This window comes from Phocaeicola sartorii JCM 17136 = DSM 21941 (genome assembly GCF_054653615.1).
The window spans coordinates 952,853-977,765 of the sequence record NZ_BAAIFW010000005.1; the positions used below are offsets into that span (position 1 = coordinate 952,853).

The window sequence follows — 24,913 nt, forward strand, 5'->3', positions numbered from 1 at the left end:
CCGATAAAAAAGAAAATTATGAGATATTGTTTGAAATATATGTTTGCCGCAGCTTGCCTTTCCTTGGGACTGGCAGCTTGCGACAGCCAGTTGGAAACTTTCGAAATGGTGGATGCAGCGACAGGGGCACCCGAAGCGTTTGATGTTTCTACAGTGAATGCAGAATCGTTGCCCGGCAGCATCAAGCTGACTTGGACAAATGCGCAATCTGACTTTGCCTATATGCAAATTCGTTATCAAGACCCACTACAAAAAGAGGAGATATGCAAAATTGTGTCTGAAAAAACTTCAGAATTATTGATAGAAGACACACGGGCACGTTTCGGTGACTATACTTTCCGATTCCAGACATTCAATGCCCGTCATGAAGGTAGCGGTGTGACGGAAATGACAGCCAAATCAGGTCCGGCTCCGGCTGTACTAACCGAAAAGAAGCGTATTAAGGTGGCTCTTGCCAATGAGCAACTGAGTACCGACAATCAGGAACCTACGGAGGGAGAGATAGCCAATTTGCTGGATGGAAATGTCGGCACTTTCTTCCATACCCGTTGGAGTTCACCGCAGAAGCCAATGCCTCAATACATTCAGGTCGATTTCAAGGAAGAGCACGAGATATTTTCCTTTAAGTACACTACGCGTGATTCGGGCAATCAGGACGGTTTCCCTACAGCAGCTCAGTTGCAAATCAGCAGCGATGGCGAAGAGTGGGAAACGGTAGCTTCTTTGTCCGGGCTTCCAGTTTCCAGTGCTACAGAGTATACGTCTGACTTTGTGAACCCCCAAAAACCTTTCAAGTATTTTCGCTTTCTGGTGACTTCCGCTTCAACAAACAGCAACTACTTCCATCTGTCGGAATTTTCGTTCTATGATGTGGAAGTAGAAGTATATGACCCGGAAACAGTTCCTTTGGATTAACATTTAATAAACAAAAACATGAAACGTAATATAAAATGGATATCTGTGCTGGTTGCCACAGCTCTTTTCTTTGGTTTTACCGGCTGCGACAACGAGTATTTAGACTTGAAATATAAAGGTGACATTGACTTCAACCAGTTGGTACTCAAGCAGGCACGCAACGTATGGAATGGTGCGGAATGCAATACAACGTATGAATTTAAATTCGATGAGGAAAAACCAGTCAAGAATAAGGAGTGCAAGCTGAACCTGGCACTTTATCAAGACAGGGTTTCCGCACAAGATGTAACAGTAGATCTGACAGTGAACAAGGACTCTCTGCAAACAGCTATTGCCCGTGCCGATGAAGGAGGGCTGTATACCAAATATGCTGACGTGGAACTTCTGCCTGAAGAATACTATACGTTACAGAACGGAAAACTGAAGTTGACGGCCAACAGCAAGTTGTCGGATGACGTGTCTCTGACCTTGTATGCCCCCATGCTGATAGAACATATACAGAATGAGGTGAAAGCTGATAAGACTTATGTTTTGCCATTGACTATCTCGAATGCTACGGCGTATGCCATTAACGAAAAGGTACACACCTGGATGTGCTTTGTCAAAGTGGCGTATGTGGAGAAGAAAGAACAGAAATCTGCTGAATAAGACTATTTATACCATGAACAGAAAATATATATTGGCAGTCATGTTTATGATGGTTACAGCACTCTCATTGCCTGTTTCCGCACAAGACCAATGGAAGGATACGGATGGCAATTACATCAATGCACATGGTGGATGTGTACTGCAGCATGAAGGTACTTACTACTGGTTTGGGGAGCATCGACCGGCTGAGGGATTTTCTACTCAGGCAGGAGTAAACTGCTACGCTTCTGCCAATCTGAAGGAATGGAAGCATCTGGGCATTGCCTTGCAAGTGTCGGAAGAAGCAGGATCGGACATAGAACGAGGCTGTATTATGGAACGTCCCAAAGTAATCTATAATAGCAAAACTCGTAAGTTTGTCATGTGGTTTCATTTGGAACTGAAAGGACAAGGTTACGGTCCCGCACGTACTGCAGTAGCTGTGAGCGAACGTCCCGAAGGTCCATACCATTTTATACGTTCGGGCAGAGTGAATCCGGGAAAATGGCCGCTAAACTTGCCAAAGGACGCCCGAAAGAAGAACTGGGAGGACAAGAAATACCAAGAATGGTGGACTCCGGACTGGCACAATGCGGTGGAGCAGGGTATGCTGATACAGCGTGATAGAAAAGGCGGACAGATGTCAAGAGACATGACACTCTTTGTGGACGATGACGGCAATGCCTATCACATCTATTCTTCCGAGGAAAACCTTACCCTTCATATTGCAGAGTTGTCAGCTGACTACTTATCGCACAGTGGACGGTATATCTGTATCTTTCCGGGTGGACACAATGAGGCACCGGCTCTATTCAAGAAGGGGGAGACCTATTGGATGATTACTTCGGGTTGCACCGGCTGGAATCCCAATGCGGCACGTATGTTTTCGGCACCCTCCATTTGGGGACCATGGGAGCAGCATCCCAACCCTTGTCGTGGCGAAGGAGCCGAAAAGACATTCGGTGGACAAAGCACCTATGTGCTGGAACTGCCCGGAGAACACTTCATCTTTATGGCTGATATATGGAAGCCGGCCAGTCTGATGTATTCAGGTTATCTATGGCTGCCTATACGTTTTGATGAAGCCGGCCTGCCGGTGTTGGAACAGGACAGGCGATGTACGAAGTGTGTAAACGGGACTTGTCCAAAAAATAAACAATGGATGATATTCCGTTAGTCAATAATTCAAAGTAGAAATCTAAAATAAAAAACAATTAATGATGATGATTTGTATAAAAAAAGTTTTTGCATTTATTCTGTTGGGCTGTCTTTTCTCCTTGATCTCTTGTGAAAGTCAGGAGAAAGATAAAGAGGCAGTGGTTGACTTCTTGGACCTCCGTTTCGGAATGTTTATCCATTATAACATGGGTACCTATCATCAAGAGCAATGGGCCTACCCTTTTCATGACCCCAAATCTTTCAAACCCACTCAGATAGACTGTGCACAATGGGCGGCGGCAGCAAAGTCGGCAGGAATGAAATATGCTGTATTTACTACCAAACATCATGACGGTTTCAGCCTGTGGAATACCAGTGTTTCGGGATACGATATAGCAAGTTCGGACTATAAAGAAGACATCGTCCGCAAATATGTGGATGCCTTCCGGGCGGAAGGCCTGAAGGTAGGTCTCTATTATTCTGTGATGGACTGGCATCATGGCATAGACAGGGGAAATATCAATTCAGAAAATATTAACTTTATGAAGAAGCAACTGACGGAACTTCTGACAAACTATGGTGAGATTATCTGCATTGTTATTGATGGTTGGGGGTCAAAATGGGGAGGCCCTTCGTTTGAAGAACTGCCTTATGCTACGTTGGCAGACCACATTCATTCTATTCAGCCTAATTGTCTGGTAATCAACCATAGCTGCAATACTTCTTTGGATCAGACACAAATTGTACAATATGAAGCAACACACGGACAGCATTGTCCATTTGATAATGTAATTCCTTCTCAGCAAGGCCCTACACTTCAAAGAACTTGGTTCTGGGAGCCAGGATATGAAAACGACTCACTGAAATCTGTGAATGACGTTATTAAGGAACTGAATTTCGTGAACAAGCGTTATACTAATTATCTGCTCAATGTTGCACCCAATGACAAAGGACTGTTGGATGATAATGTTATCCGCCGCCTGAAAGAAATAGGTGAAGTGGTAAAATTACCGACAGAGAAGATAACAGAACTCCCTCCGTTTCAGCATGTTCACGCACAGGTAACCGTAAAGGCTTCAAGTGAGGAAAGCGAAACCTTTAAAGCTTCTAATGTAATTGATGCTAATCTGTTTACCAGATGGAAATTTGCTGAAACAGATTCTGAAAGATGGATTGAATTGGATTTCGGAAAGCCGGAAACCTTTAATAAGGTAGTATGTGGAGAGTTGTATCAAGACGTTAAGTCATTTAAAATTGAAGCGTTGATTAATGGTAAATGGCTTGAACTGGCCAAGAATGAATGCATGGGCATAAACTTTCATGCCTCTTTTCCTGATGTGACGGCTCAAAAGTATAGACTGACAGTTGTAGATTATAAGAATGTACCTGTATTGGCTGAGGTGACTTTTGTAAGGTATTAAGCCCAAAAATCACTGAATCTTTACTGAGGGTTCATCTGAATGCGTTTGACAGACATTGGATTTAGGGATCGTCAAACGCATTCAAAAGTTACCAATTTGGGGTATTCTGTTTTGCAGCAAAAGAAAAACCCTCGAAATTGTCCGATTTCGAGGGTTTTTGTCTGTTTCTATATGGAATGTTGTGCGCGTGATAGGACTCGAACCTACACGTCTCACGACACCAGATCCTAAGTCTGGCGCGGCTACCAATTACGCCACACGCGCAACATTGCTTTGGTAAGCGGGTGCAAAGATAAGGAATATTTCTTAAGTACCAAAGAATTTCAGAAAATTATTCCTTGTGGTTATGTAAATACTCACGTGCAGTCTCGATAATCGTATCCACATTGCGTTGCATATCCTCTGAAGTCATATTGACTTTGATGTCCGGATCTATACCGAATTCCAGATGCTCCATATCCGCATCGTACATCGGACTGGCCGAGAAGCGGACAGACCAGCCGTTAGGCAGTTCGGAGGAGAAGGGCAGACCGGAACCGCCACCTGTTTTGTCACCGATGATGGTTACTTTAGGTAGTATTTTCATTCTGTTCACAAAGTCATTGGTGGCGCTGAAAGAGCGGCGGTTTGTCAGTACTACCGCCTGTTTTTGCCAGCGTACGCGGTCTAGTGACGGTTCCAGCCAAACAGCTTTGGGGGTCGAGAAATCATTGTGTCCCGGGCCGGTTTTATGGGACATATAACCTACCAACACTTTTTCATTCGTGAAACGTGCGGCTAATTTCTCGGCTGTGGTAAGATTACCACCCGAATTGTTCCGTACATCAATAATCAAACCGTCGCAGATAGCCAGTTTGTTTAGAATCTCGTCCAGATTTCCTTCGCCGATGCCCGATTGGAAACTACCACAGTAAATATAGGCTATGTTGTCTTCGAAAATCTGATATTTCATGCCCGAGGACAGCGCATAATCCTTACCCAGATAGACACGTTGGATGCTGTCGCTGAAATTGGCCGGATAGCTGTCAAACCATTCACGATATTGGGAGTACTCCAGTTTGGAGGACAGATTTACGTGTCCGTCACGCAATTCGTTCAGCATATCTGCCAGAACTTCGAATAGCTGTTCATTATTCATGCCTTTTGATATTCTCTGTTTGTACTGGCTGTATATCTCATTCCAGTCCAGTCCGTATTCCTGCTTTTTATAGTCAAGGAAACAATACTGGCGGTCGATAGTCTGCCATAACGCTTCGAAGTTGCCTTCGGGAGAGTTGTCGTATTCGTCTTCCGTGATGCACGAAGTGCATAATACAACAGAGACTAGCAGACTGATAAAAAAATAACTATTTCTTTTCATCCTTTATATTAATAAGGGCTGACCCGGCCGGGCATCGCCACTTTGTTCTTACCTTTTAATAAATAGAAGTTTTTCACGAAACCTATCATAAAGGCGTGTGACCATATATGGCTTTTCAGATTATTGACTTTCGCCTGCTGAATGTCACATAGATAGCCGAAACGCATATTGACCGACCGGATAGGAAAATCCAATGTGACCAGCTGACGCAAGGAAGGTTGGTTATGCAGGGAAGTGAACAATACATTCTTGCCGCCATTCTTTAAACTGAATATCTCATAATAAGATTGTCCGTATTCCGGGGAAAACATAACCCCCATAACAGGCAAATTGGCTTGATAACGGGCTATCAGCGGATAGTTGCCGATATGGAACCGGTAGATGACCATGCCCGATGCCGCCAGATTGACATACGCTTTGGCTTGGGCGGGATTATTGGAATTTCGCATGTTATAGATGAATCCGCCGTTCAAGTCCAGCATGGGACCCGCCAGTATCTTCAAGTTTTCTGTCAGTCGGAACTGGTAATGCAGCGCATAGTTCCAATTGACCATACCTGCCATTTCGTTACTTGTTTCCGCTTTATTCTCTGTCAGGGACAGATGGGCCTGGAACAGACTTTGAACAGATACGTTACCATTCATCAGTTTGGTCATACGCATACTTTCACGCAGGATACGGATCTCGGGTCCGGTATATTCCATCGGTGAAAGATAGGTGTCCAATATATTGGTAAAGCCGGCGCCGTAAAGAGTAGCCCTCATGACGTAGCGGTTTGCTTGTAAACTGTCTTCCTGCGCCTGCGAAAGCAAACTGAGAGGCAAGAACAGTAATAATAGGAGAATTTTCTTCATTCTTTAAAATAGTTTCATCTGGCCGGTGATTTCATCAATGATATCTGTTTCACTCTTGCCATGATCCGGGTCTTCAATTTCGGCAGTCTCTTCGTTTTCATCGGCACCCTCTTCCGTACCGTTCTCTTCTTTTTGAGAGTCGGGGAAGCGTAAAGGCTCCAGTTCGTTTATTTGTTCAATGTTATAAGTACTGATTCGTTTTCCTTTCGCTTTGAAACTCTTGACTCCGATGAACTGGTCCACGTCAATTTCCAACGGATCACGGAAACTGTCATGTCCTCCGAATACGACTTGTATGCGTGGATAAGCCACACAAGTAAGCAATATGGAACGGCTCTCCTTGTTCTCGCCCAAATAATTGAGACGACGTGAGGTAGATTCGAAAGTGAATCGTTTCAAATAAGGGTAACCTTGGTCGGCATCAAATAAAGCGGCGGACCATACCTTGTTGGCATCGAACTTCTCGATGATGCGGATCCCCGGATCATAATGATTGTTCAAATCGAAGTTGCTGGTATAGAACTCGCCGTTTTCATGGACTACTAAAATCAATTCGTCACTTTGGAATTCTCCCAGATATTCACCGCGTCCGTCATAGTTCAAGCGGAGCACATCCCGGTCGAACCATACTTTTCTTCCGCCCAAAGTAGAGCCGCCACGTTGTTTCAAGGCTATCTTATGCACTTCGTATTTAGACAGGATATTGCCCATGGACTGGCGTCCCTTGATATTGATGTCACTGAAATCTTTTTCATATATGATTTTCTTGATACGCGGATTCGGTTTCAAGGTAATCTTGATAACTTCCGCTTCCCCGTTAGGGTTGGCTGTAAAGTAAACAATACGTGAGCCGGGTGTACCTTGTGTTACATCATATTCACGGTCGCGGGTAATGGAAGTGATGTTGAACCGTTTGATATAGTGGAATCCTTCTTTTCCATCCCGATAGACCACATTATATATGGTACGTTTGTCATTCTTCTTGAAGATATCGACATAAAGGACATTTTTGCCGACAAACATTTTATCTGCCACACGGACCACCTTGTACTTGCCGTCTTTATAGAAGATGATCACATCGTCAATGTCTGAGCAGTTGGCTATAAATTCATCTTTTTTCAAGGCGGTGCCGATAAAGCCTTCCTCTCGGTTGATATAAAGTTTTTCGTTAGCTTCCACTACCTTCGCCGCCTCAATGGTATCGAAGTTGCGCAGTTCTGTACGGCGGGGGTATTGTTTGCCATATTTGTCTTTCAGCATCTGATACCAGTCGATGGTATATTCCACGATATGTGCCAGATGATTGTTTATTTCTTCAATCTGTTCCTTGATGCGGGCTATGTTCTCGTCCGCTTTGTCCTTGTTGAACTTCAGAATCCGTGCCATCTTGATATCCAGCAACTTCAGAATATCCTCCTGGGTCACCTCACGGATAAATTGCGGATAGAAAGGAGTCAGCTGTTCGTCAATGAACTCGCAGGCGGCGTCTGTATTTTCGGACTGCTCGAACTTCACTTCCTTATAAATCCGTTCTTCAATAAAGATTTTCTCCAAAGATGCGAAATGAAGGCTTTCAAGCAATTCTCCCTTGTGTATTTCCAGTTCCTGGCGGAGCAGGGACAAAGTGTTGTCCGTGGCTTTTTTAAGGACGGCGCTGACTGTAAGGAAGTGGGGCTTCTTCGCATCAATGACACAGCAATTGGGAGATATGCTTACTTCGCAATCGGTAAATGCATAGAGCGCATCCAAGGTTTTGTCCGAGGATACTCCCGGAGCAAGGTGCACCAGGATCTCTACTTTTTCGGAAGTAAGATCCTCTACTTTCCGGATCTTGATTTTTCCCTTTTCGCTGGCCTTCACAATAGAGTCGCATACCCCGGGGACGGTCTTTCCGAAAGGCACTTCGGCTATGGACAATGTCTTGTTGTCTATTTTATTGATTTTGGCACGTACCTTCACCACTCCACCGCGTTCTCCATCGTTGTAACGGGATACATCGATAGAGCCTCCCGTCTGGAAATCAGGATAGAGTTTGAATTCCTCGCCACGCAGATAAGCAATGGAGGCGTCACACAGTTCATTAAAGTTGTGCGGCAGGATTTTGGAAGAAAGCCCCACAGCGATACCCTCTACTCCTTGAGCGAGCAGGAGCGGGAATTTGACAGGTAGGGTGACCGGCTCTTTGTTTCGTCCGTCGTATGAAGCCTGCCACTCGGTGGTTTTGGGATTGAAAACCACGTCCAATGCGAATTTGGACAGACGTGCTTCGATGTAACGGGGGGCGGCGGCACCATCGCCTGTCAGTATGTTGCCCCAGTTTCCCTGACAGTCTATCAACAGATCCTTTTGGCCTAGCTGCACCAGTGCGTCGCCTATGGAAGCGTCGCCGTGCGGGTGGAACTGCATGGTATGCCCCACGATGTTCGCCACTTTGTTGTACCGGCCGTCATCCAGTCTTTTCATAGAGTGGAGGATACGTCTCTGGACAGGTTTTAAACCGTCATTGAGGTGCGGTACGGCACGTTCCAGAATTACGTAAGAAGCATAGTCCAGAAACCAGTTCTGATACATTCCGCTCAGCTGGTGTTTTACCCCTGTGTTTTTGGTATCTGCAGGTTTATAGTCCGAGTGTTCGTTCTCCGGCGTGGGAGTATTTTCTTCGTTCTGTTCCTCTTTATCAATAAAATCGTCGCTCATATATATTTAAATTCCTTAATGTTCTGATGATATGCACGCAAAAATACGACTTTTATTGAAAAAAATCATTTACTTTGCACATTATTTCGCCCTTATTAAAGGTTGAAAACAGGAAAAAACAACAAAAGTGTAAGAATAAACAGATAAGAAAATGGCACAAGAAGATGTTTTTAAGAAATTAGTATCGCACTGTAAAGAGTATGGTTTTGTATTTCCGTCCAGTGATATTTATGACGGATTGGGCGCTGTATATGATTACGGTCAGATGGGAGTGGAGTTGAAGAATAATATCAAGCAATATTGGTGGCAGAGTATGGTGCTGTTGCACGAGAACATCGTAGGTATTGACTCGGCTATTTTTATGCACCCTACTATCTGGAAGGCTTCCGGACACGTGGATGCGTTCAATGATCCTCTGATTGACAACCGCGATTCTAAAAAACGTTACCGTGCCGATGTACTGATTGAAGACCAGCTTGCCAAATATGATGAGAAAATAAACAAAGAAGTGGCGAAGGCTGCCAAAAGATTCGGGGATGCTTTTGATGAGGCTCAGTTCCGTAGCACCAACGGCCGTGTGCTGGAACATCAGGCCAAGCGCGACGCTTTGCACGAGCGCTTTGCAAAAGCATTGAACGACAATGATTTGGACGAGCTTCGCCAGATTATCATTGACGAGGAGATTGTTTGTCCTATTTCGGGAACTAAAAACTGGACCGAAGTACGTCAGTTCAACTTGATGTTCTCTACCGAGATGGGTTCTACTGCCGATGGTGCTATGAAGATTTATCTTCGTCCGGAGACAGCGCAGGGTATTTTTGTCAATTACTTGAATGTGCAGAAGACTGGCCGTATGAAGATTCCTTTCGGTATCGCTCAGATTGGCAAGGCTTTCCGTAACGAGATTGTAGCCCGTCAGTTCATTTTCCGTATGCGTGAGTTTGAACAGATGGAGATGCAGTTCTTTGTAAAACCGGGTACTGAGCTGGAGTGGTTCCCCAAATGGAAAGAGACTCGTTTGAAATGGCATAAGGCATTAGGTTTCGGTGATGATCATTACCGTTTCCATGACCACGACAAGCTGGCGCATTATGCCAACGCCGCTACGGACATTGAATTCCTGATGCCGTTCGGATTCAAGGAAGTGGAAGGTATTCACAGCCGTACGAACTTTGACTTGAGCCAGCACGAGAAGTTCAGTGGCAAGAGTATCAAGTATTTCGATCCGGAATTGAACGAAAGCTATACTCCGTATGTGATTGAAACATCTATCGGTGTGGATCGTATGTTCCTCAGCATCATGAGTGCCGCTTATACAGAAGAGACATTGGAGAGTGGTGAGACTCGTGTCGTATTGAAATTGCCTGCTGCTCTGGCTCCGGTGAAACTGGCCGTGATGCCGTTGGTGAAGAAAGACGGTCTGCCCGAGAAGGCGCGTGAGATTATGAATGACTTGAAGTTTCATTTTCACTGCCAGTATGATGAGAAAGACAGCATCGGCAAGCGTTACCGTCGTCAGGATGCCATCGGTACTCCGTATTGTATCACGGTTGACCATCAGACATTGGAAGACAATTGCGTGACTTTGCGTAATCGTGATACCATGCAGCAGGAGCGTGTGGCTATTTCGGAACTGAATAACATCATTGCCGATAAAGTAAGTATAACAAGTCTGTTGAAGACTTTGCAATAATAAACAGGAATTTATGAATAAAAGTATTCTTTGGCTGATTGGCTTGCTGTTTGTTACTTCTCTGTCCGTCGTTTCATGTAGTGAGACGGATGGGGTGGAAGATCCGTATGCAAACTGGGAGGAACGTAATCAGCGGTATATTGACTCCATTGCTACAGTGGCGGAAGCCAATCAAGGCAATGAGGTAGGACAATGGAAAATTATCCGTTCTTATAAACTTCCACCTTTGGGGCTGGATGAAAAAGGAAAGGTGAACGATAATGTGTATTGTGAGATTCTTGAAGTTGGTGATGGAACAGTCTCTCCATTGTTCACGGATTCTGTTGATGTGCATTATAGAGGGCAGCTTATTCCTTTGAATGATGGACAAATCGTAACCTTTGATCAAAGTTACCAAGGTGAGCTGGATTTGAATGCTGCTACTTCTGTGGGGTATAAACCTAGTGGTGTGGTAACAGGATGGACATCTGCTTTGCAAGAAATGAAAGCCGGAGATCGGTGGAAACTTTATATACCTTATAATTTAGGATATGGAGAATCTGGATATAGCTCCATACCGGGATATTCGATATTGATTTTTGATTTATATTTGGAAAAGGTTATTCCATTGAGAGGGTCAGGAAAAGCAGTAGATGCCCGGGGCGCTGATGCTGAATAGGTAATCGTATATGAATAAATATGAAGAAGAGTATTGCAGTTTTTCTGTGATACTCTTTTTTTTGAGGGATATGCCATCTGATAATTAGATTTGTTGCTGATGATGTACTGGATTTAATTGGCATCAGGAGGCGTCCGTTTACACATACGTACGTGTAGGCCTTCACTTACGTTATGCGTATACTCTTGTTTCATCACTGGTTCTCGCGTAGGAGAAAGATGTAGCTAACTATTGAGCGTTAGCGTTTTGCTCTTTTAAACGGTACAAAGCTTGTTTTTACAATTACATTGAAAGTTGGTACAAATAAATGGTTTGCTTAGCAAAGAATTATAAGTGTGCCCAGTGCCCGAACCGGCAAATTAAGGGGCTGGAGTATGATGATATTTACAAGCATCTTCTAAGATACCTTGCTCTATCGAACGAGTTTTGTTGAAAACATCACGATCTTTTGCAGGTAAGCCAATGTGCTGTGAGTATAGCTGCTGAGAGAAGTACAACTATAAAAAAATAATCTTTATCTTGGTCAATTCATTACAATTATGATTGACGCAAAGATAAAGATTATAAAAAAAGAATTGTTTAACAATTTATTTCACATTTCCTACTTTGATTAAGTATTCGGCAATCTGAACAGCGTTCAGTGCCGCACCTTTCTTGATCTGATCGCCTACGATCCAGAAAGTCAGTCCGTTTTCGTTTGCCAGATCTTTGCGGATACGGCCTACGTAAACAGGATCCTTGCCTGCCAGGAACAACGGCATAGGATATTCTTTCTTTTCAGGGTTGTCCATCAATACCAGTCCTTCTCCTTTGGCAAAGGCCTCACGGGCTTCTTCAGGAGAGATAGGACGTTCCGTTTCTACCCAGATACTTTCCGAGTGAGAGCGAAGAGCGGGAACACGTACACACATGGCACTTACCTGAATGTCAGAGTGCATGATCTTGCGTGTCTCGTTGAACATCTTCATTTCTTCTTTGGTATATCCATTATCGGTAAACACATCAATCTGGGGAATCAGGTTGAATGCCAGCTGATAAGCGAATTTCTCTACTGTCACGGGCTCGTTGGCCAATACCTGACGATATTGTTCGTACAATTCGTCCATAGCCGCTGCACCTGCACCGCTGGCAGCTTGATAAGTAGCCACATGCACACGTTTTATGTGTGAAAGATTTTCGATGGCTTTCAGCGCAACTACCATCTGGATAGTTGTACAGTTGGGGTTAGCTATCACGTTGCGGGGACGGTTCAATGCGTCTTCCGGATTCACCTCGGGCACTACCAAAGGCACGTCGGCATCCATACGGTAAGCGCTGGAGTTGTCAATCAGTACGGCGCCATGTTTGGTGATGGTTTCACAAAATTCTTTTGTGGTACCTGCGCCGGCTGATGTGAAAGCGATATCTACACCTTTAAAGTCATCGTTGTGCTGAAGGAGTTTCACTTCAATCTGTTTACCGCGGAATGTGTATTTTCGTCCTGCACTGCGTGAAGAACCGAATAACACTAACTCATCCAACGGGAAGTTCCTTTCATCGAGCACACGCAGGAACTCTTGTCCTACAGCTCCGCTCGCACCAACAATTGCTACTTTCATTTTGTTTTTTGTTTTATAAGATAAAATTTAGTAATACTTTAGAACTATCACTCAGCACGTGAGGAGGTTCTGACTGCAAAATTAGAACATTTTGGAATATAAATCGGTAAAAAAGAAACTTTTTTCGTAAATTTGTCGATATTATGGTATAAAACTCAAAAAAACATGGAACTATTCGACCTTAACATACATTTTCCAGTCACCGATCCTACTTGGATATTCTTCCTGGTACTTATCATCATCTTGTTCGCTCCCATGATTTTGGGGCGTCTGCGTATCCCGCACATCATTGGTATGATACTTGCCGGGGTTGTAGTGGGAAAGTATGGCTTCAATATTCTGGAACGCGACAGTAGTTTTGAGTTGTTCGGAAAAGTGGGACTCTATTACATCATGTTCCTGGCAGGCCTTGAGATGGATATGGATGATTTCAAGAAGAACCGGACAAAGGGGCTGGTTTTTGGTATGTTCACTTTCCTTATTCCGATGGGGCTGGGTATATGGAGCAGTATGGGGATGCTGGGTTATGGGTTTCTTACCTCTGTGCTGCTGGCCAGTATGTATGCCAGCCACACTTTGATAGCTTATCCCATAATCAGCCGTTATGGGTTGTCCCGGCAGCGGACGGTCAGTATCACTATTGGGGGGACGGCGGTGACTGTGGTGCTGGCTTTGATGGTGCTGGCTGTTATTGGCGGTATGTATAAAGGTGAGGAGGTAGGCGGGCTGTTTTGGGCGCTGCTGGTTGCCAAGGTGGTCTTGCTGTTCGGACTGATTATATTTTTGATGCCTCGTATCAGCCGGTGGTTTTTCCGTACGTATGAGGATGCGGTGATGCAGTTTGTCTTTGTGCTGGCTATGGTGTTCTTGGGCGGAGGCTTGATGGAGCTGGTGGGGATGGAAGGCATTTTGGGTGCGTTCCTTGCCGGGCTGGTGCTGAACCGCTTTGTTCCTCACGTTTCTCCTTTGATGAACCGGCTGGAGTTTGTGGGCAATGCCCTGTTTATTCCCTATTTCTTGATTGGGGTGGGGATGATTATTGATGTACGCTGCCTCTTTACGGAGGGTGAAGCGCTGAAAGTGGCGCTTGTGATGACCGTGGTGGCGACATTCAGCAAGTGGCTGGCTGCGTGGATCACCCAGAAGATATATGGCATGAAAAGGGTGGAGCGCAGTTTGATATTCGGATTAAGTAACGCGCAGGCTGCCGCTACCCTGGCTGCTGTCTTGATAGGCCATGGCATTATTATGGAGAACGGAGAACGGTTGCTGAATGATGATGTCCTGAATGGTACGGTGGTCATGATTCTCTTTACTTGTATTATCAGTTCTGTCGTGACGGAACGTGCCGCACGTAAAATGGTGACTCAGGAGAATCTGACGGAGGGCGGCGAAGGGAAGGAACAGGAACGTATTTTGATTCCGGTGGCTAATCCTGAAACCATAGAAGGATTGGTAGGGATGGCTCTGATGATGAGGCATCCCAAACAGAAAGAATCTTTGGTGGCGCTGAGTGTGATCAATGACAATAATACTTCTGAAACCAAGGAACTGATAGGCAAGCGCAACCTGGAGCGTACGGCTATGGTTGCCGCCGCTGCCGATGCGTCCGTAAAGACCGTGTTGCGTTATGATTTGAACATTGCGCAAGGTATTATCCATACACAGAAAGAACATGCGGTAACGGATATCGTGATAGGTCTGCACCGGAAGACGAATCTGATGGATTCTTTCTTTGGAACCATGACGGAGAATCTGCTGAAAGGGACGAACCGACAGATTATGATCGCAAAGTTACTGATGCCTGTCAATACGTTACGCCGGATTGTGGTGGCTGTTCCCGATAAGGCGGAATATGAAAAAGGTTTCTTGAAATGGATGACGCAACTTTGCCGGATGGGGAAACAATTGGGATGCCGCGTGCATTTCTTTGCAACGGAAGATACATTGAAGCATTTGCGTGCCTTGACAGAGAAGCAGGAGGCGAACACTTTTACGGAGTTTTCTTTGCTGGAAGAGTGGGATGATCTGCTTTTATTGACCGGACAAGTGAATTATGATCATCTGTTTGTGGTGGTGTCCTCGCGTAAGGGGTCTATCTCCTATCAGACTTCTTTTGAACGTCTGCCGTCACAAATCAGCAAGTATTTTGCCAATAACAGTTTACTGATTGTATATCCGGACCAGTTGGGAGACGACCCGCAGGAGATTGTTTCTTTCTCTGACCCTCGCGGACAGTCGGAGACACGAGTATATGATAATGTAGGAAAATGGTTCTACAAATGGTTTAAGAAAGGTGATGAACGAAATTAATATGGAATGGCAGCAGCGTACGGAACTGCTGCTGGGAAAAGATAAGATGGAACGCCTGCGCCGTGCTCATGTGCTGGTGGTGGGCTTGGGTGGAGTAGGGGCGTATGCTGCTGAAATGATTTGCCGTGCAGGGGTAGGCCGTATGACCATTGTGGATGCGGATACTGTGCAGCCCAGTAATATGAATCGTCAGCTTCCGGCTCTTCACTCTACTATGGGACGTCCTAAAGCGGAGATATTGGCGGAACGCTTCCGTGATATCAATCCTGATTTGGAACTGACTGTATTGGCGGAGTATCTGAAAGATGACCGTATTCCGGAGCTGCTGGACAGTGCGGATTTCGATTTCGTGGTGGATGCCATTGATACGGTGGCTCCTAAATGTTACCTCATATATCATGCGCTTCAGCGCCGTCTGCCCATTGTGAGCAGCATGGGGGCCGGTGCCAAACGAGATATTACCCAGATCCGTTTTGCCGATTTATGGGATACTTACCATTGCGGATTGAGCAAGGCCGTGCGAAAGCGTTTGCAGAAAATGGGGATGAAACGGAAACTTCCGGTTGTATTTAGTACGGAGCAGGCCGATCAGGATGCGGTGATACTGGTTGATGATGAGAGAAACAAGAAATCCACCGCCGGAACCGTGAGTTATATGCCGGCGGTCTTTGGTTGCTATCTGGCGGAGTATGTGATAAGAAAAATTTGATTATGATAGAATTACAGGGAATAACGAAGAGTTTCGGCACGCTGCAGGTGCTGAAAGGTATTGATCTGATGATAGAAAAAGGAGAGGTGGTAAGCATTGTGGGTCCCAGCGGTGCGGGGAAAACCACGTTGTTGCAGATTATGGGAACGCTGGATAAGGCGGACGCGGGTACTATCTTGCTGAATGGCACCGAAGTGAGCCGCTTGAAGGAAAAGGAATTGTCGGCTTTCCGCAACCGGCAGATCGGCTTTGTGTTTCAGTTTCACCAGCTGCTTCCCGAATTCACCGCTTTAGAGAATGTGATGATTCCTGCATTGATAGCGGGCACTTCCTCGTCCGAAGCCATGCAGAAGGCTAAGGAAACGTTGACGTTCTTGGGCTTGTCCGGACGTGCTTCACACAAACCGGCCGAATTGTCGGGAGGAGAGAAACAGCGTGTGGCGGTGGCGCGTGCGTTAATAAACAACCCGGCGGTTATCCTTGCGGATGAACCGTCGGGCAGTCTGGATACCCGCAACAAAGAGGAACTTCATCAGTTGTTCTTTGATCTGCGTGATAAATTAGGTCAGACTTTTGTTATTGTGACTCACGATGAGAGTCTGGCCCGTCTGACAGACCGGACGATTCACATGGTGGATGGCAGAATTTCTTCGGAAGTCTGACAAGGGGAACGGTTGACAGTCGTTTTATCCCCGGTGTCTATACTTTCTCAGGAAAACTGGCTTTCAGAATTTCAAATGCACGGGCATAATCTTTTTCGAAAACTAATACTTTTATGTCCATTCCCGGAATATAAGCCAGTACTTGGGCAGTATATTCTCCTTGCAACATGGATTCTATGCCTTCGTTTTTCAGAAGATCTTGTAGCATGTGCGCGCGGACATCGCTTTTGAAAGAAGTAAAAATGACTGTTTTCATATTCGTTCCTCCTGTATGGGGTGATTCTTTTTTCGATTTGCAGTTTTGCAGAATCTGGCGTACCACTTCTCCGGTGACATCGCCGTCCTCGCCGTATGCGGCGTTTCGTTCATTAAACCGGCGTACTATTTCCTCGATGGTGTCATCACCGATTCCTGCTTCATCCAGACGGGTTTTAAGTCCGAGTTTCTTGAAAAAGTCTTCGGTTTTTTCAATAGTCAGCGATATGCGTACGCTGGGGACTCCTGAGGTGACTCCCCAGATCCGTTCGCCATATTGCAATATCTTGTCGCGCTTCTTGTCGGCAAGGGTGCGCAAGGTTCCCGGGAATACGATAGCCAATGTCTGACCATGTGTCATGCCATGTAGTGCGGTCAGTTCGTGACCTATCATGTGGGTGGCCCAGTCTTCGGAGACTCCCATTGCGATGAAGCCGTTTAATGCCATTGTGGCGGATATCATGAATTCACTCATCAAGTGATAATCCTGCTTGTTCTCTTTGATTTGCGGGGCGATTTGTACCAGTGTACGGAGAATGCTTTCGCTCCAGCGGTCCATCAGGGAAGATTCGTTCGTCTTGGTCAGGTATTGCTCCATGACGTGCACGAAGGTGTCTGCCAGTCCGCAGGCTATCTGATAATCGGGTAGTGAGAAAGTCACTGTCGGGTCCAGAATGGAGAAGACGGGATGATGGGAGAAGAACGGATACTTTTCGTGTGTCTCACGGCATGAAATCACGGCTCCGTTATTCATTTCAGATCCTGTGGCGGGGATGGTCAGCACAGTTCCCAGAGGAATGGTGTATTGTGCATTTCCTTTTTTTACCAGTTCCCATGCATCTCCGTCGTATAGGATACCTGCCGCAATCAGCTTGGTGCCGTCTATGACCGAGCCGCCACCTACTGCCAGCAGGAAGTCGATGTTCTTTTCTTTGCCCAGCTCTATCGCTTTTTTCAAGGTGGATATATCAGGATTTGATTCTATTCCCCAAAATTCCGTGTAATCACGTCCTTCGAGGGCTTGGGTAACTTGTTCGTAGACTCCGTTTGTCTTTACACTGCCGCCACCGAAAGTGATCATAATCCGCTTGTCGGCCGGTATCTCTTGGGACAGCCGGGCAATCATGTCTTTCCCGAAGATGAGGCGTGTAGGATTGTAAAAGATAAAATTATCCATAATAAATTGGGGTTTTTCTTTGTTAATAGCGAGTAAAGATAACGCTTTTTATTTATCTTTGAGAAAAAATTTAGCTAATGAACGTAAAACTGGGAAAATACAACCAACTGGAGGTTGTAAAAGAAGTGGATTTTGGTGTTTACTTGGATGGAGGCGATGACGGAGAGATTTTGTTGCCTGCGCGTTATGTGCCCGAAGGTTGTAAGCCCGGCGATGTGCTGAATGTCTTTCTTTATCTTGATAATGAGGAGAGGCTGATAGCTACCACTTTGCAACCATGGGTGCAGGTGGGCGAATTTGCCTGTCTGGAGGTGGCATGGATCAATGAATTTGGCGCGTTTTTGAACTGGGGATTGATGAAAGACCTTTTTGTTCCTTTCCGCGAGCAGAAGATGAAGATGCAGAAAGGACGGAAATATATAGTGCACGCGCATGTGGACGAGGACAGTTACCGCATCATGGCTTCTGCCAAGGTGGAACGCTATCTTTCTAAGGACCGTCCCGATTATCGGCCGGGGCAGGAAGTGGATATCCTGATATGGCAGAAAACCGATTTGGGGTTCAAAGCCATTGTGGAAAATAAGTTCAGTGGTTTGCTTTACGATAATGAAATATTCCAACCTCTGGAAACCGGCATGCGACTGACGGCTTATGTGAAGCAGGTGCGTGAGGATGGCAAGATAGATCTGGTTCTGCAAAAACTGGGCGCGAAGAAGGTGGATGATTTCTCGGAGGTGTTATTGCAGTATATTAAAGATCATGACGGTTTCACTCCGTTGAATGATAAAAGTGATGCCGGGGATATCTATGATACTTTCGGTGTCAGTAAGAAAACATTCAAGAAAGCGGTGGGCGATTTATATAAAAAGCGTCTGATTGTTTTGGAAACTGAGGGAATACGCCTTGCCTAGTGAGGCTTTTCCCTACCGGATATAGGAAAAACCCTATGAACTTATGGGGAAAATCAATTGCGGGGGAAAGTGATTTCCCCTATTTTTGTGCCATAGAACTAACAAACTAAAAACGTAACAGCTATGAAAAGATGGACTACATTATTGATAGTGATTTGTATGTTGGGCATAACCATTCCCGCAATGGGGGCCATGAGCATCAGCAAAATGAGGCAGAATACCCGTTTTCTCACAGACCGTATGGCATACGAACTGAAACTCAGTCCGCAGCAATACAATGATGTGTACGAGGTGAATTATGACTTTGTCAACAATGTCCGCTACTTGATGGACGATGTGGTGAGAGGGTATGATTATGCGTTGGAGCGTTATTATGATTTTCTGGATGTACGCAATGATGATCTCCGTTGGATACTCTCCAGTGCGCAGTATCGCCGCTTTATGGGAGCCGAGCATTTCTACCGTCCCATTTACGCGCATGAGAATAAATGGCAGTTCCGCATTTATCTGGTATATAATAATGTGAACTTCTTCTATTATGGAAAACCGCATCATTACACCAGCTATTGCGGAGGGCATTATCGTACTCATTTTAACAATGTCAGCTATTATAAGACTCATTATCGTGACCGTTACCGCCATGATGTGTACGACGGACATTATCGCATCCGCCATGACCGGGTGACTTATGATACACATCGCCGCCGTGATTTCAATGTGGCTGTCCGGCCTTCCCGAAAGGATCATCATCGTCCTGCTGCCCCTCACCAGTCTCGTCCCGACAGACCACAAGTCCGCCCTGACAGACCGTCGGGTGAGCATCATCGCCCGTCTGCTCCACAGGCAAGACCGGACAGACCGAAGAAGGATCATGACAACAAGCATGACGGACGCCCTTCACAGCGTGAACAGAACTCACGGGTTGATAAAGACCGTCGTGAAAACAAGCGTACGGCTCCGTCCGGAAGAGAGGTGAGAAGAGAGAATAAGAAGAAGGAAAAGGATTCAAACCGGTCAAGAGAAAGAAATAAGAGTCATTCCGGTGAAAGAAGTGCTGCCCGTATGCGTACGGTATAGCTTTTGATAGGGATTGATCATTCATGAACTGTATGAGAACGCGTCTGACGCGCTCTCATACAGTTCTTTTATTTTTCCGAAAGAATAGAGTGATGGCTTTGAATATTTCCGTACTTTTGGAAATTAGAGCACGGACAACCGTGTGCTGATTGTGTGATGCGATAGTTTGTCTGGTATTTTTAGATGCCGCAGGGTGTGGGGGCTTTATTTTTACAGGAAAGTTACCGACAAATCATTTTTTTAGCTATAACATTCGACCCAGGCTGTTTTCTGACGTATCATAGTATAAACCAACGATCGCATGATGAATCAAGAACAAATACAGGAACTTGTTGACCGGAGCAAACGGAATGATACGATTGCTTTTGCACAATTGGTGTCGGAATTCCAGGCAATGGTGTTCAGACTTGCTTTTCGTTTGCTTTGTGACGAAGATGAGGCAAAGGATATGGTACAGGACGTTTTTGTGAAAATATGGATCTCGATAGATAAATATGACGGCTCGTGCCGGTTCTCAACTTGGATGTATAAAATAACCTGTAATGCCTGCTATGACCGGCTTCGGGCATTGCGGCGTACTCCCCCGGCTTATTCATCAGAAACCATATCCGTGGAACATGATATCGGGTCCGGAGAAAATATAGAGGAAGCGCTGTCCCATAAAGAATTGAAAGATTTAATTCTACGCTTCACCGAAGAGCTGACCCCCAAGCAAAGGTTAGTATTTACACTTCGTGATATTGAAGAACTGGATGTAGCCGAAGTCGTGATTATCACCGGCCTGTCGCCCGAGAAGATAAAGCATAACCTCTATCAGGCGCGAAAACAAATCAGAAATAAAATGCATCAAATAGACCCTGGCTTATGAAACGAGAAGAACAACGATATGAAGAATGGCTGGAAAAGGTGAGAAAGAATCTGCCTTTAGTAGAGAATCCTGAGGAATTGTCCGAGGATATCATGAAAAAAATAGTCCGTATTCCGCGCAAGCCTCAGAAACCGGTGAATGTGCTCAGGTGGCTTTCTGCCATAGCCGCCCTGTTCTTGTTGGGTGCTATGATGTATGAGGTTCTTTTTTATGCTGAGGCTCCGCCTCTTGAGAGAGGGACAGTTACTCTTAACTGCTGTCCTCCTACGCGAATCATTCAGTCAGTACCTTTAGAGAGGATGTCTGAAATGACGGTGCGGGAAAAGACTGTCTTTTTATTCCGGATATGGCAAGAACAGCGCGAGGTACAGTGCAGAAGAGAAAACCTCATCAATAAATTGAAAGATCGTAATCATTAAAAAGAAAAGTGTTATGAAAAGAGTGATTGTTAAAATAAATGTATCGGTTCTGTTGCTGGTACTGGCATCTTGTTCCACCAATTATCGGATGACCACGTGTGTGTATAAAGACGGCAGGATAAGCAGGGAAGTATATGCCAAAGCCGATTCCGCTTTTCTGGCAGGTAATAGAAGCGGTAATCCTTTTTTATTCCAGCTGGGAGATCGTTGGATGGTGGAAAACTTGGATTCCTGTGTGAAAGTTGATTTTTTTGGAGAGGAAGGCGAGCTTAATGTAAAGGTGGAGCGGACATGGAAGGCGGAAGGTACGTTTTCATTCTTTTCCGCCAACGAGAAGTGGATGAAGCCTTTGGCCGAACCGCAAGAAAAACTGGAAAAACACTTCCGTTGGTTTTATACCTATTATACGTATACATGTGATTTCCGGGAAATAGAAGACAAAGGTCCCATACCCATGGACAAGTATCTGGACAAGCCGGAACAGGCCTTGTTGTTTCAAGGGGATATGAGCGGTTATCAGGGAATGAACGGAGTGGAACTGAAGTCAGTGTTGGAAGATGCGGAGGAAAAGTTTATGAAATGGCTCTATCATACACAATTCGAGTTGAGTTATGAAGTGGTGGAATATTTCCTGCAAAGGGGAGGAGAGGCTGCCTATGCTGCAAAACTGAAAACTGAAAAGGAAGAAATCTTTCTAGGAGATAAAAATCGGAAAGAGGAAAATGAATGCTCACCCGAATATGTCTGCACCTTGTTGGATAAACGGTACGATACGCTCGTTTTCACGGATCTGTATAAGGCCAATCAAAAGGAGATACAAAAAATGTATGATAAAAAGTGTGTCACTATGGAATTGTTTGACAATCAGATTAAGTTTGAATTGGCCATGCCCGGCGAGTTGCTTTCTGCAAATACCTTGCTGAAAGAAGGGGATAGATTAGTGTGGAAGGTGGATGCTTATCGGTTGTTGGGAGGAAGTTATGTGTTAGAAGCTGAATCGCGTGCAATGAATACTTGGGCATTTTGTGTGACGGGCCTTTTGATTGTATTGGCCGGATATGGAATCATAAGAAAGAGATAGTCCCGGAAGATGGAATGTTTGGTGCTTTTAGTACTAAAAAAGATTAAGGAAAGAAATAACAGGAAAGAAAAAAGAGTAATATTACTCTGTAAAACGACAAAACACAATAAGTTATGAAAAACATTATTCTTATGGCTCTGCTTTGCACGGGCTTCTTTTCAGCATAAGCTCAAAATGAATTTACCATTCAGGGAAAAGTCAAAGGACTGAAAGACGGTACGGTGGTTACGCTGTTTCGTGCGGAAGGCTTTCCCCCTATGGGATTGGACTTATGGGCTGCTCCGGGAGTAAAAATCATGACTATTTGGGGAGGCTATGGTGAAGGCTGTTTGAAGGCTGAAATGAAAGAATTGCTGGGGGAGTGAAGTCGTATCCCGGTATTATATAGTCAAACAGAATTGATTTGCGAAAAATAGGGTGGATGGATCTCCGGTAGCTTCAAAAAGTAACTTAAGTGCATCGGGCAAGTAACTTAACTTACTTGGCACTTTAACTTAACTTACTTGGCTCATGAAGTTAAGTTACTTTTTTACTCTATTTCGCAAATCAATTCTGTTTGGCTATAATTATTCTTCTTGATAGATATCTGAAGCCATTTGCACGCTATCTGACTTTACTTCCGGTACTGTAATCATTTTTAATGCCTCTCCTTTCAACTCAATCTCCGGACGGACAGCAGCGGCCTGTTCGTCCGTCAACAGTTCTTTGGCTTGCAGACGTTCCGCTATTTTCTGAAAATAATACTTGTTATTTTCTATTTTGAGACTTCCGTCAGGATTAAAGGAAGAATGGAAATGTTTCGGCTTCGGAATAATGGAAGCCAGGAAGATAGCTTCCTTCGTAGTGAGTCGTGACGGTTCTTTATCAAAATAAAACCGGGATGCTTCGCGGGCACCGTAAATGAAAGGCCCCCATTCCACAATGTTCAGATAAACCTCATACATACGCTGTTTACTGGTGATATGCTGCTGCTCGATGAGCCAGACTATGAGAGAGCGGTTCCGGTAAGAATAAGTAGGGCTGATAAAATAAATGCAGCCCTTTTAATCCATTGGTTCATAAGAAACTATGATTAATTCGGGCTGCAATGTTAATTGATTTTTATGAAGATTCACTACAGAATCTTGAAAATCATTCCAAAGCAAGAGGAATCCCTTTGTAGAAATCCAGAATCTTGGTACGGAACAGATAGTCATATTTTGACTGAAGCATGTCCGAAACGGCTTTCATCCAGTTGGTACGGGCTTCATTATATTCGGTAGCGTTGGCTTTGCCGTTGGCATATTTCTCGCTCATCAGACGGAAAGAAGCTTCGGAAGCCTCTGTAGCTGTGGTGCTGCTTTTGTATTTGCTTTCGGCGGCTACTGCATTATAGTATGCTTGCTGTATTTCTTTGAAAAGCATTTTCTTGCTCTCTTCCAGTTTCCAGGATAAAGCTGTGCGCTGAATGCGGGCACTCTTTACTCTGTTTCGTGTCTCAAGGCGGTTGAACAACGGGATGCTGAGTGAGAATTGCAGATACTTGTTAAAGTTCTGATGCCACTGGCTGCTGAATGAGGCATTCTCCACTCCCGAAAGATTATAGTAGTTTGTACCTACTCCGGCACCGAAGTTTAACTGCGGATACCAGGCGCTTTGTGCGATACGGATACTTTTAGTGGCTCCTTCCAGGCGGAACTGGGCGGCCTTGATACCCGGTTTGTTCAGTACGGCTTGGGTATAAATATCTTCGGGAGGTGAAAGCAGTGTGAAATTGTCTTCTACACGGGGAGATACTACACCAAATCCGTCGGGAGTGGGAAGTTCCAGCAGCTGGCTCAGTTCCAGCAATGCCAATTGATAATTGTTGTCGGCTTGTACGGCAGACATTTCGTCTTGGGCAACCCGTGCACGGGCTTCATACACTTCGGCTTCCGAAGCTTTTCCGTTGTTGAAATAAGCTTCTTTCGATTTCAGTTGCTCACGGCTCAATTCTACCTGGCTATGTGCTACTTTGGCCAGCTCCTCATTAAAAAGAATCTGTAGATAAGCGGAGGTGACCGAAATGCTGATATCTTCTTTGGCCTTGTTCAAGTCCTCTATGGCTGCTTTCAGGTTCAGTTTGCTGAGAGCGATGTTGTTCGGTATCCGCAATCCTGTAAACAAGGGGATGCTGGTGCTGAGTGAGAAGTTGGTGTTCTTGGTGTTACGGTCGCCGTATGTATTATCGGCTTGTAAGGCACGGCCGAAGTTGAATGATTGTCCTACATTTCCGTTCAGATTAGGCAGACGGCTGTATTTGGCGGTGTTCAAGGTGACTGCATCCTGATCGCGCGCGGCTTCCTGTTGCTTGATGCTCAAATTGTGCTCGATGGCGTAGTCAATGCATTGGCGCAAGTCCCATTTTTCCTGGGCGGCAACCGGCAATGCCGCAAGGAGAGCCATGGCTATAATGATTTGTTTCTTCATAATGTTGTTTCT

The 24,913-nt window shown here is 45.1% G+C and carries 22 protein-coding genes and 1 tRNA gene; 15 read left to right on the forward strand and 8 right to left on the reverse strand.

Annotation, left to right across the window (positions count from 1 at the left end; genetic code table 11):
* Positions 1-18 precede the first annotated feature (18 nt).
* From ACYQ0C_RS04050 to ACYQ0C_RS04065, 4 genes are read left to right on the forward strand one after another with little or no spacing between them, the layout of a single operon-like run.
* Complete coding sequence (locus ACYQ0C_RS04050) at positions 19-915, forward strand: discoidin domain-containing protein (RefSeq protein ID WP_016277055.1); 897 nt, start codon at positions 19-21, stop codon at positions 913-915.
* Positions 916-933: 18 nt separating this feature from the next.
* On the forward strand, positions 934-1,563 hold the full coding sequence (locus tag ACYQ0C_RS04055; RefSeq protein WP_016277056.1) for a DUF1735 domain-containing protein: 630 nt from the start codon (positions 934-936) through the stop codon (positions 1,561-1,563).
* Between the two features lie 40 nt (positions 1,564-1,603).
* A complete protein-coding gene (locus tag ACYQ0C_RS04060) occupies positions 1,604-2,719 on the forward strand; it encodes a glycoside hydrolase family 43 protein (protein ID WP_458692804.1) in 1,116 nt (371 codons plus the stop codon).
* Between the two features lie 40 nt (positions 2,720-2,759).
* Complete coding sequence (locus tag ACYQ0C_RS04065; protein ID WP_016277058.1) at positions 2,760-4,121, forward strand: alpha-L-fucosidase; 1,362 nt, start codon at positions 2,760-2,762, stop codon at positions 4,119-4,121.
* Positions 4,122-4,303: 182 nt separating this feature from the next.
* Here the strand turns inward: ACYQ0C_RS04065 and ACYQ0C_RS04070 are convergent.
* The 4 genes from ACYQ0C_RS04070 to ACYQ0C_RS04085 all read right to left on the reverse strand — a co-directional run bounded on the left by ACYQ0C_RS04070 (position 4,304) and on the right by ACYQ0C_RS04085 (position 9,032).
* Positions 4,304-4,385, reverse strand: a tRNA-Leu gene (locus tag ACYQ0C_RS04070).
* A 67-nt stretch (positions 4,386-4,452) separates the two neighbouring features.
* A complete protein-coding gene (locus ACYQ0C_RS04075) occupies positions 4,453-5,481 on the reverse strand; it encodes a S41 family peptidase (protein WP_016277059.1) in 1,029 nt (342 codons plus the stop codon).
* A gap of 8 nt (positions 5,482-5,489) precedes the next feature.
* Positions 5,490-6,335, reverse strand: a complete 846-nt coding sequence (locus ACYQ0C_RS04080) for a DUF3316 domain-containing protein (RefSeq protein ID WP_016277060.1) — start codon at positions 6,333-6,335, stop codon at positions 5,490-5,492.
* 3 nt (positions 6,336-6,338) lie between these two features.
* Positions 6,339-9,032: a DNA gyrase/topoisomerase IV subunit A gene (locus tag ACYQ0C_RS04085; protein ID WP_016277061.1), complete on the reverse strand. Its 2,694-nt coding sequence runs from the start codon at positions 9,030-9,032 to the stop codon at positions 6,339-6,341.
* 151 nt (positions 9,033-9,183) lie between these two features.
* On the opposite strand from ACYQ0C_RS04085, the gene ACYQ0C_RS04090 reads away from it, so the two are divergent.
* A complete protein-coding gene (locus ACYQ0C_RS04090) occupies positions 9,184-10,725 on the forward strand; it encodes a glycine--tRNA ligase (RefSeq protein ID WP_016277062.1) in 1,542 nt (513 codons plus the stop codon).
* A 13-nt stretch (positions 10,726-10,738) separates the two neighbouring features.
* Positions 10,739-11,383, forward strand: a complete 645-nt coding sequence (gene bamJ, locus ACYQ0C_RS04095; protein WP_016277063.1) for a BamJ family beta-barrel-assembly machinery protein — start codon at positions 10,739-10,741, stop codon at positions 11,381-11,383.
* 587 nt (positions 11,384-11,970) lie between these two features.
* On the opposite strand, the gene ACYQ0C_RS04100 is transcribed toward bamJ, so the two are convergent.
* A complete protein-coding gene (locus ACYQ0C_RS04100) occupies positions 11,971-12,981 on the reverse strand; it encodes an aspartate-semialdehyde dehydrogenase (RefSeq protein WP_005853694.1) in 1,011 nt (336 codons plus the stop codon).
* A 165-nt stretch (positions 12,982-13,146) separates the two neighbouring features.
* Here ACYQ0C_RS04100 and ACYQ0C_RS04105 point away from each other — a divergent pair, with 165 nt between their 5' ends.
* Genes ACYQ0C_RS04105 through ACYQ0C_RS04115 form a run of 3 tightly spaced genes read left to right on the forward strand, consistent with a single transcriptional unit; the run spans position 13,147 to position 16,665 of the window.
* Positions 13,147-15,294, forward strand: a complete 2,148-nt coding sequence (locus tag ACYQ0C_RS04105; RefSeq protein WP_016277064.1) for a cation:proton antiporter — start codon at positions 13,147-13,149, stop codon at positions 15,292-15,294.
* Positions 15,281-16,003, forward strand: coding sequence for a tRNA threonylcarbamoyladenosine dehydratase (locus tag ACYQ0C_RS04110; RefSeq protein WP_016277065.1), 723 nt, complete (start codon positions 15,281-15,283; stop codon positions 16,001-16,003). Before ACYQ0C_RS04105 ends, ACYQ0C_RS04110 begins: the two co-directional genes overlap by 14 nt.
* Positions 16,004-16,005: 2 nt before the next feature.
* Entirely contained in the window at positions 16,006-16,665 is a 660-nt protein-coding gene (locus ACYQ0C_RS04115) for an ABC transporter ATP-binding protein (RefSeq protein WP_016277066.1), read from the forward strand.
* A gap of 37 nt (positions 16,666-16,702) precedes the next feature.
* Here the strand turns inward: ACYQ0C_RS04115 and ACYQ0C_RS04120 are convergent, their stop codons facing one another.
* A complete protein-coding gene (locus tag ACYQ0C_RS04120; RefSeq protein ID WP_025076758.1) occupies positions 16,703-18,097 on the reverse strand; it encodes an iron-containing alcohol dehydrogenase in 1,395 nt (464 codons plus the stop codon).
* A 77-nt stretch (positions 18,098-18,174) separates the two neighbouring features.
* On the opposite strand from ACYQ0C_RS04120, the gene ACYQ0C_RS04125 reads away from it, so the two are divergent.
* From ACYQ0C_RS04125 to ACYQ0C_RS04150, 6 genes are all read left to right on the forward strand, one after another.
* On the forward strand, positions 18,175-19,008 hold the full coding sequence (locus tag ACYQ0C_RS04125; RefSeq protein WP_016277068.1) for a CvfB family protein: 834 nt from the start codon (positions 18,175-18,177) through the stop codon (positions 19,006-19,008).
* A gap of 123 nt (positions 19,009-19,131) precedes the next feature.
* Positions 19,132-20,085 (forward strand): hypothetical protein, encoded by a 954-nt coding sequence (locus ACYQ0C_RS04130; RefSeq protein WP_016277069.1) that lies wholly within the window; start codon positions 19,132-19,134, stop codon positions 20,083-20,085.
* Positions 20,086-20,386: 301 nt separating this feature from the next.
* Entirely contained in the window at positions 20,387-20,953 is a 567-nt protein-coding gene (locus ACYQ0C_RS04135; RefSeq protein ID WP_016277070.1) for an RNA polymerase sigma factor, read from the forward strand.
* Entirely contained in the window at positions 20,950-21,372 is a 423-nt protein-coding gene (locus ACYQ0C_RS04140; RefSeq protein ID WP_016277071.1) for a hypothetical protein, read from the forward strand. The genes ACYQ0C_RS04135 and ACYQ0C_RS04140 overlap by 4 nt, the downstream gene beginning before the upstream one ends.
* Positions 21,373-21,385: 13 nt before the next feature.
* Positions 21,386-22,453 carry a YgdI/YgdR family lipoprotein gene (locus tag ACYQ0C_RS04145; protein ID WP_016277072.1) on the forward strand — a complete coding sequence of 356 codons (1,068 nt, stop codon included), beginning with the start codon at positions 21,386-21,388 and terminating at the stop codon, positions 22,451-22,453.
* Between the two features lie 221 nt (positions 22,454-22,674).
* Positions 22,675-22,818 carry a hypothetical protein gene (locus tag ACYQ0C_RS04150; protein WP_159106249.1) on the forward strand — a complete coding sequence of 48 codons (144 nt, stop codon included), beginning with the start codon at positions 22,675-22,677 and terminating at the stop codon, positions 22,816-22,818.
* Between the two features lie 201 nt (positions 22,819-23,019).
* Here the strand turns inward: ACYQ0C_RS04150 and ACYQ0C_RS04155 are convergent, their stop codons facing one another.
* Positions 23,020-23,487 carry a transglycosylase domain-containing protein gene (locus ACYQ0C_RS04155; protein WP_371327430.1) on the reverse strand — a complete coding sequence of 156 codons (468 nt, stop codon included), beginning with the start codon at positions 23,485-23,487 and terminating at the stop codon, positions 23,020-23,022.
* 97 nt (positions 23,488-23,584) lie between these two features.
* Positions 23,585-24,901: a TolC family protein gene (locus ACYQ0C_RS04160; RefSeq protein WP_016277074.1), complete on the reverse strand. Its 1,317-nt coding sequence runs from the start codon at positions 24,899-24,901 to the stop codon at positions 23,585-23,587.
* Positions 24,902-24,913 lie beyond the last annotated feature (12 nt).

Coding starts and splice junctions, on each gene's coding strand:
- ACYQ0C_RS04050 (WP_016277055.1), top strand. CDS start 19: ATGAGATATTGTTTGAAATATATGTTTGCCGCAGCTTGCCTTTCCTTG.
- ACYQ0C_RS04055 (WP_016277056.1), top strand. CDS start 934: ATGAAACGTAATATAAAATGGATATCTGTGCTGGTTGCCACAGCTCTT.
- ACYQ0C_RS04060 (WP_458692804.1), top strand. CDS start 1,604: ATGTTTATGATGGTTACAGCACTCTCATTGCCTGTTTCCGCACAAGAC.
- ACYQ0C_RS04065 (WP_016277058.1), top strand. CDS start 2,760: ATGATGATGATTTGTATAAAAAAAGTTTTTGCATTTATTCTGTTGGGC.
- ACYQ0C_RS04075 (WP_016277059.1), bottom strand. CDS start 5,481: ATGAAAAGAAATAGTTATTTTTTTATCAGTCTGCTAGTCTCTGTTGTA.
- ACYQ0C_RS04080 (WP_016277060.1), bottom strand. CDS start 6,335: ATGAAGAAAATTCTCCTATTATTACTGTTCTTGCCTCTCAGTTTGCTT.
- ACYQ0C_RS04085 (WP_016277061.1), bottom strand. CDS start 9,032: ATGAGCGACGATTTTATTGATAAAGAGGAACAGAACGAAGAAAATACT.
- ACYQ0C_RS04090 (WP_016277062.1), top strand. CDS start 9,184: ATGGCACAAGAAGATGTTTTTAAGAAATTAGTATCGCACTGTAAAGAG.
- bamJ (WP_016277063.1), top strand. CDS start 10,739: ATGAATAAAAGTATTCTTTGGCTGATTGGCTTGCTGTTTGTTACTTCT.
- ACYQ0C_RS04100 (WP_005853694.1), bottom strand. CDS start 12,981: ATGAAAGTAGCAATTGTTGGTGCGAGCGGAGCTGTAGGACAAGAGTTC.
- ACYQ0C_RS04105 (WP_016277064.1), top strand. CDS start 13,147: ATGGAACTATTCGACCTTAACATACATTTTCCAGTCACCGATCCTACT.
- ACYQ0C_RS04110 (WP_016277065.1), top strand. CDS start 15,281: ATGAACGAAATTAATATGGAATGGCAGCAGCGTACGGAACTGCTGCTG.
- ACYQ0C_RS04115 (WP_016277066.1), top strand. CDS start 16,006: ATGATAGAATTACAGGGAATAACGAAGAGTTTCGGCACGCTGCAGGTG.
- ACYQ0C_RS04120 (WP_025076758.1), bottom strand. CDS start 18,097: ATGGATAATTTTATCTTTTACAATCCTACACGCCTCATCTTCGGGAAA.
- ACYQ0C_RS04125 (WP_016277068.1), top strand. CDS start 18,175: ATGAACGTAAAACTGGGAAAATACAACCAACTGGAGGTTGTAAAAGAA.
- ACYQ0C_RS04130 (WP_016277069.1), top strand. CDS start 19,132: ATGAAAAGATGGACTACATTATTGATAGTGATTTGTATGTTGGGCATA.
- ACYQ0C_RS04135 (WP_016277070.1), top strand. CDS start 20,387: ATGATGAATCAAGAACAAATACAGGAACTTGTTGACCGGAGCAAACGG.
- ACYQ0C_RS04140 (WP_016277071.1), top strand. CDS start 20,950: ATGAAACGAGAAGAACAACGATATGAAGAATGGCTGGAAAAGGTGAGA.
- ACYQ0C_RS04145 (WP_016277072.1), top strand. CDS start 21,386: ATGAAAAGAGTGATTGTTAAAATAAATGTATCGGTTCTGTTGCTGGTA.
- ACYQ0C_RS04160 (WP_016277074.1), bottom strand. CDS start 24,901: ATGAAGAAACAAATCATTATAGCCATGGCTCTCCTTGCGGCATTGCCG.